This is a genomic window from Pseudomonas sp. GW531-T4, from assembly GCF_017349615.1.
GTDB classification, from domain to species: domain Bacteria; phylum Pseudomonadota; class Gammaproteobacteria; order Pseudomonadales; family Pseudomonadaceae; genus Aquipseudomonas; species Aquipseudomonas chlororaphis_I.
Genome location: NZ_JACMZT010000004.1, coordinates 236,805 through 243,177, shown reverse-complemented (window position 1 = coordinate 243,177; position 6,373 = coordinate 236,805). Strand labels below are relative to the sequence as shown.

The 6,373-nt window shown below is 64.7% G+C and carries 5 protein-coding genes; 1 reads left to right on the top strand and 4 read right to left on the bottom strand.

The window, feature by feature from the left end:
* From lapD to J4D28_RS05185, 4 genes are all read right to left on the bottom strand, one after another.
* On the bottom strand, nt 1-1,908 hold a 1,908-nt coding region (gene lapD / locus J4D28_RS05200), incomplete at its 3' end, for a cyclic di-GMP receptor LapD (RefSeq protein ID WP_207246396.1).
* A gap of 18 nt (nt 1,909-1,926) precedes the next feature.
* Entirely contained in the window at nt 1,927-2,634 is a 708-nt protein-coding gene (locus J4D28_RS05195) for a transglutaminase-like cysteine peptidase (RefSeq protein ID WP_009047642.1), read from the bottom strand.
* A gap of 109 nt (nt 2,635-2,743) precedes the next feature.
* Nucleotides 2,744-3,139 (bottom strand): YbaN family protein, encoded by a 396-nt coding sequence (locus J4D28_RS05190; protein ID WP_016702286.1) that lies wholly within the window; start codon nt 3,137-3,139, stop codon nt 2,744-2,746.
* Nucleotides 3,140-3,149: 10 nt separating this feature from the next.
* A complete protein-coding gene (locus J4D28_RS05185) occupies nt 3,150-3,737 on the bottom strand; it encodes a YecA family protein (protein ID WP_007929756.1) in 588 nt (195 codons plus the stop codon).
* A gap of 473 nt (nt 3,738-4,210) precedes the next feature.
* Here J4D28_RS05185 and recQ point away from each other — a divergent pair, with 473 nt between their 5' ends.
* Complete coding sequence (gene recQ / locus J4D28_RS05180) at nt 4,211-6,337, top strand: DNA helicase RecQ (RefSeq protein ID WP_103331161.1); 2,127 nt, start codon at nt 4,211-4,213, stop codon at nt 6,335-6,337.
* The last annotated feature ends 36 nt before the right edge of the window (nt 6,338-6,373 follow it).

Genomic DNA, 6,373 nt, shown 5'->3' with positions numbered 1-6,373 from the left:
CATGACCCCGAACAGGCCCAGGGCCTTGAGGGTGTCCAGTTCACCCTGGGTTTCGACCTGTTCGGCGATCAGCGGCAGGTCGATGCTGTGGGTGGCGCGAAATACCGCCTCGATGAACAGCTGTTTGTCGCTTTGCCGGTCGATGTCGCGGATGTAGCTGCCATCGACTTTCAGGTAGGCCAGGCCGAGGTGGGCGAGATTGCCGATCTGGCTGAAGTTGCCGCCGAAATGTTGCAGGCCGATCCGGTAGCCGCTGTCCCGCAGGCGCTGGCTCAATTGCTGCAACTCGCTGGCCGAGGGCAGTTGGCGTTCGTCGATCTCCAGTGTCAGTAACTTGGCCAGGTCGGGCAGGGCCTTGAGCTGGTCGAGGATCCGCTGCAAGGCGTCGGGGTCGCGCAGGGTGCTGCCGGACAGGCTCAGGGCCAGCGGCCAGGCATGCTCGACCAGATAATCCAGGGTGTGTTCGAGCATGGCCAGGTCGAAGCGCGCCGACCAGCCGAGACGCTCGATCCAGGGCAGGAAATGCCCGGCGGCGATGGCTTCGCCCTGCGGGTCGAGCAAGCGCGCCAGCACCTTGTGATGCAGCACCTCGCTGGTGTCGGCGCACTGCACCACCGGCTGGAAATACAACTTCAACTTGCCGTTGCTCAGGGCGTCGTCGATCCAGGCGCGCCAGTCATGCTGCGGCTGGCTGGGGCCGGCGGCGAAGTCCTGCAGCAGCGCCCAGGGACGTTCGGGGTGCTGCTGGGCCTGCGCCAGCGCCTGGTCCAGACGCAGCCATACGCCGCTCAGCGGGTCGCCCGGCCGGTAGGCGACGATGCCCAGGTGCGCCACCGGCGTGCAGTCGCTGGCCCCGGTCAGGCGCAGGTTCTCCAGGGTGGCGCTGATTTCCATGGCCAGGCGCTCGGCGCCGCGGCTGTCCAGGCCCGGCGTGAGCAGGCTGAATTCGCCGCCGCGATTGCGCGCCGCCAGCCAGTGGCGCCGGTCGGCCTGGGTGCCGATGCGCTTGAGCAGGTCGCCGATGTTTTTGATCAGGGCGTCGGTGCGCTGGCCGCCCAGGCGCTGGTTCAGGCCACTGAGGTCGTTGACCCGCAGCATCAGCAGGTAACCATCGCCACTCTGCTCGTTGAGCAGCAACTGATCGCCGAGCTGTTCGTCCAGCAGGCGCCGGTTGGCCAGGCCGGTCAGGCTGTCCTGATAGGACTCGGCCCGCAGCTTCTCGCTGCGCGCAGCCTCCTCGGTGAACAGGGCCTTGAGTTTTTCCACCATCTGGTTCATGGCCAGGACCACCCGCTTGAGTTCGGGGGTGCGTGGCGCCGTCGGCAGGCTGATGAACTCACGGTGGCTGATGGCTTCGGCCTGCCTGACCATGGCATCCAGCGGTCGCAACTGGCGCCGCAGCAGCCAGCCGCCGAACACCGCGCTGAGCAGCCCGCAGACCAGCAGCCAGAGCAGGCCGCCGAGGCTGCTGTCCCAGAGCCTGGCCAGGGCGAACTGCGGGTTGCTCAGCACCTCCACCCGCGCCACCTGTTCCCAGCCGCGCATGACCAGGGCGTCGCCGCCTTGCGGGTGCAGGTTCACCAGCCTGACGAACCACTGGGGGACGCCTTCGATGTTGGCGGGCACCGAACGCTCCAGCAGAAGGCTTTCGTCTTCGATGTTCACCACCCGGATGCTGTTGTAGTAGCCGCTGTCGAAGATCGAGCTGACCATCAGTTCCATCATCGCCGGGTCGTCGACCTGGCTGGTCAGGGACAGGCCCAGGGCGGTGGCCGCATCCTGGGCGTGGGAGCGCAACTGGCTGAGCATCTGCTCGCGGGAGCTTTCCAGGCTGACAAAAAAACTGCCGCTGAAGGCCACCAGCAGGAACAGGCAGATGGCGAGAAACAGTTGCTTGAGTAGCGACATTCGGCACTCCTTGTCGGATCAGCCATTACCCACGGTGAAGCCCTCGTCCTGCATCTTTTTCAGCACGTCCTGCCAGCGCGAGAGTTTTTTCGGATCGATGCTGCGCGTGTCGCCCGCGGCTCCGGGCAGGTACAGCCCCTCGGCATTGAAGGCGTATACCGGGTTCGGGTCCTGGCGCTGGGCGGCGGAACGAATGTCATTGCTGAGGTTGTCCAGTATCAGCGGTCCGGCGCCGGGGCTGGGGTAATAGGCCAGGACCATGTGCGGCCGGTTGCCGCGCCTGGCCTTGACGTAGGTGAGGCGCAGTTTGTCGCTGGAAACCCCCAGGCTGCGCAGGCTGAAATACTTGGCCAGCGCATAGTCCTCGCAATCCCCGGCGCCCTTGAGCAGGGCCTCGATCGGCGTGGCCCAATAGTCGCTCTGCTGCCAGGTGCGCTGGTCCTCTTTGAAGCTCAGTTGTTGGTTGAAGAAGCGGTTGATGGCATTCAGTTGTTCGTCTTCCGGTTGCCCGGTCACGTCCTGCAATAACTGGTTCCAGGCGTCGAGACGCTCCCGGGCCGGGCCCAGGACCTGATGGCGGTGCTCGAAGGTGCTCAGGACAGAAACGAATTCCCAGTTCGCCCGCACATTGCCCGGGTCGGTCCATAAACAGACCAGCAACAGCGACCAGCCGGCCAGCCGAGGCCGGAGCAGTGTCCACTCGGGGCGACGCGAACGTGCGGGCATGGCGGGCTGCTCGAATGCAGGTTTCTGAAGTCTAGGCGGTATTTTTCGCGAGCATGGGCAGCTGGTCGGGTTGCCACGAGCAGAGGAAGGAGGCGCGCAAGGGCCGGGCTCAAGGCCTGTGCAGGGTCTTCTGGCGCAGGATGTAGATTGTCACCAGCACCGCGCTGGTCAGCATGAAGCCGCGGGCCCAGGGCAGGGGCACGAGGTAGCAGGACAGGCCGATGCTCAGCCACATCAGGCCGATGGCGTAGACCTTGCCTTTGAGCGGAATGCCGTGGCCGTCCAGGTAATCGCGGATCCATGGGCCGAGCCGCGGATGGTCCACCAGCCATTGATAGAAGCGCGGCGAACTGCGGGCAAAGCAGGCGGCGGCCAGCAGCAGGAAAGGGGTAGTGGGCAATACCGGGAGGAAGATGCCGGTCACCCCCAGCACTACGCTCAGCCAGCCGATGGCCAGCAGAACGTAACGCAGGATCAGGGGGCGGTTGCCTATGGGCTTGGCCATAGGCAGTGACTCAGTGGTGGCGGGGCTTGAGAATGGCCGGTTTTTCGTCCGGCGCGTTGCACAGCAGGTACAGCGCGGTCAGGGCTTCCGGGATCTGCACGATCATGTCGTCCATCAGATTGGCATCGCTGGCGATGTCGGAGAACTCGGGTTGCTCGTCGAACAGGCCGGAACCGACCATGATCGGCAGGAGCATCTCGCTGACTTCTTCCTCGGCGGTCTCGAACCAGGCCGCTTCGCGCAGGAACACGCCTTCCATGAAGCCGATGCACCAGCCGCGCAGGTCGGAGTCGTCCGGCTCGTCGCCGAGGTCGAGGTCGCACGGCAGCTCGAACTCTTCGTCGGAGGCCAGTTGGCGGGCGATGTGGGCCTTGAGGGCAATCAGGGTGGATTCGATCTCTTCGCGCTGGGCGGCGTCGCTGTAGTGCGGCTCCTCGGCGAACAGGGCGTCGATCCACTCACGGTCGGGAACGCTTTCGGAACAGATGGACAGCGCAGTCAGGTAGCCGTGGGCGGCCACATAGTCCAGCGCCTCGTCATGCAGCTCATCGGCGTCGAGGAAGGCTTGCAGGCGGGTTAATTGCTCAGCGAAGGACATTGAAGGACTACCTTGGGAATAAACGATGCTGAATTCTAGGCCTTCTTGAGCGCTCAGGCCAGCCGCAGCGCAGATTTGCGCGCTTCCAGGCTTTGCAGGAAAGTCGGCGAGCGAAGGCCAGGCAAGGCAAAAACAGGCGAGGAACGGCCGGGGTCGCGCCCGACTGTAGGGACCTACATGAGCATTCCGAGCCTGTTTCTGCGTAACGCCGTAGGCGTCTAGCGCGCAGCATGGCCTGCGTAGCGCCGAAGGCGCCCAGCGTGCAGCCACTTTTCATGCAGAGCCTGAAGGTTACCAGCGGTCCATTGTCGTCGCCCTTCGCCGGCAAGCGCTCGGGTATACTTGCGCGTTTTGTGATGCCCGGCAGGCGTCGTAACGGTCCAGGAAAAGTCCGCTAACGGATTTGTCAGTGAAAACCGTGGTCTTTTCGGCCAGCCTGCGCACAGGGATTTCAGCGATTTTTGGAGTTTTTCATGCTCGAACAGGCTCAGCGCGTCCTCAAGGACATCTTCGGCTACGACAGTTTCCGTGGCCGCCAAGGTGCGATCATTGAGCGCGTGGCCAGTGGCGGCGACGCCCTGGTACTGATGCCTACCGGCGGCGGCAAGTCGTTGTGCTTCCAGGTTCCGGCCTTGCTGCGCGAGGGTCTGGCGGTGGTGGTCTCGCCGTTGATCGCGCTGATGGACGATCAGGTCGCGACCCTGGAGGAACTCGGGGTCGCCGCGGCGGCGCTGAACTCCACCCTGAGCGCCGAGCAGCAGCGCGACCTGGCCGCGCGCATCCGGCGGGGCGAAGTGAAGATGCTGTACCTGGCGCCGGAGCGCCTGGTGCAACCGCGGATGCTGGCGTTCCTGCAGAACCTCGACATCGCCCTGTTCGCCATCGACGAGGCGCATTGCGTGTCCCAGTGGGGGCATGATTTCCGCCCGGAATACCTGCAATTGGGCCAACTGGCGGAAATGTTTCCCCAGGTGCCGCGCATCGCCCTGACCGCCACCGCGGACAAGCGGACCCGCGAGGAAATCGTCAATCGCCTGCACTTGCAGAATGCCGAGCGTTTCCTCTCGAGTTTCGACCGTCCGAACATCTTCTATCGCATCGTTCCCAAGGAGCAGCCACGCAAGCAGCTGCTGGCGTTCCTCGGCGAGCGGCGCAGCGACGCCGGCATCGTCTACTGCCTGTCGCGCAAGAAGGTCGACGAGGTGGCCGCATTCCTCTGCGAGCAGGGCTTCCCGGCGTTGCCCTATCACGCTGGATTGCCCAGCGAACTGCGCGCCTATCACCAGAAGCGTTTCCTCAACGAGGAAGGGCTGATCATGGTCGCGACCATCGCCTTCGGCATGGGTATCGACAAGCCCAACGTGCGGTTCGTGGCGCACCTGGACCTGCCCAAGTCCCTCGAGGCCTATTACCAGGAAACCGGGCGTGCCGGGCGTGACGGCCTGCCTGCCGATGCCTGGATGGCCTACGGCCTGCAGGACGTGCTGATGCTCAAGCAGATGCTGCAGAACTCCGAGGGCGACGAGCGCCACAAGCGCCTGGAGCAGCACAAGCTCGATGCCATGCTGGCGTTGTGCGAGGAAACCCGCTGCCGGCGCCAGACCCTGCTGGCCTACTTCGACGAAGACATGCCGCAGCCATGCGGCCATTGCGACAACTGCGTCGATGGCGTGCAGACCTGGGATGCCACCGAGCCGGCGCGCCAGGCGCTGTCGGCGATCTATCGTACCGGCCAGCGTTATGGCGTCGGCCACCTGGTGGACGTGCTGCTGGGCAAGGACACGGAAAAGGTCCGCAGCTTCGGCCATCAGCATCTTTCCGTGTTCGGCGTGGGCAAGGCGCGTAGCGAAGGCGAATGGCGCTCGCTGTTCCGCCAACTGGTGGCCCGCGGCCTGGCCGACATCGATCTGGAAGGCTACGGCGGCCTGCGTCTGAGCGACAGCTGCCGGCCGCTGCTCAAGGGCGAGGTGAGCCTGGAGCTGCGCCGCGACATAAAGCCGCAGACCGCCGCCAAGAGCAGCACCAGCCAGGCCAGCCAACTGGTACGTGGCGAAGAGCGCGAACAGTGGGAAGCCTTGCGCGCCCTGCGGCGCAAACTGGCGGAAGAACATGGCGTGCCGCCCTATGTCATTTTCCCCGACTCCACCCTGCTGGAAATGCTCCGCAGCCAGCCCGGCTCCCTGGCGGAAATGGCCCGGGTCAGCGGCGTCGGCGCGCGCAAACTGGAGCGCTACGGCGAGGCGTTCCTCGAAGTGTTGGGCGGCCAGGCCCAAGTGCCGAAAGTGGTGGCCGACATCCGCCACGAGCTGATTACCCTGGCCCGCGCCGGTATGACGCCGCTGCAGATCGCCGGGCAATTGCAGTGCTCGGAAAAGAACGTTTACACAATGCTCGCCGAAGCCGTGGGCAAGCAGCAGCTGTCCCTGGAGCAGGCGCTGGACTTGCCGGAAGACCTGCTCGGCGAGATCCAGGACGCCTTTCTCGACGGCGAAGGCGAGCTGCCTTCGGTGAGCGAAGTGGCCGAGCTGTTTGCCGGTCGCGTGCCGGAAGGTGTGCTGTATTGCGTGCGTGCGGCGCTGGAATCGGAATTCGAAATGTGAATTGTCCGGCGGCAAGATGTAACGATTCAGTTCATG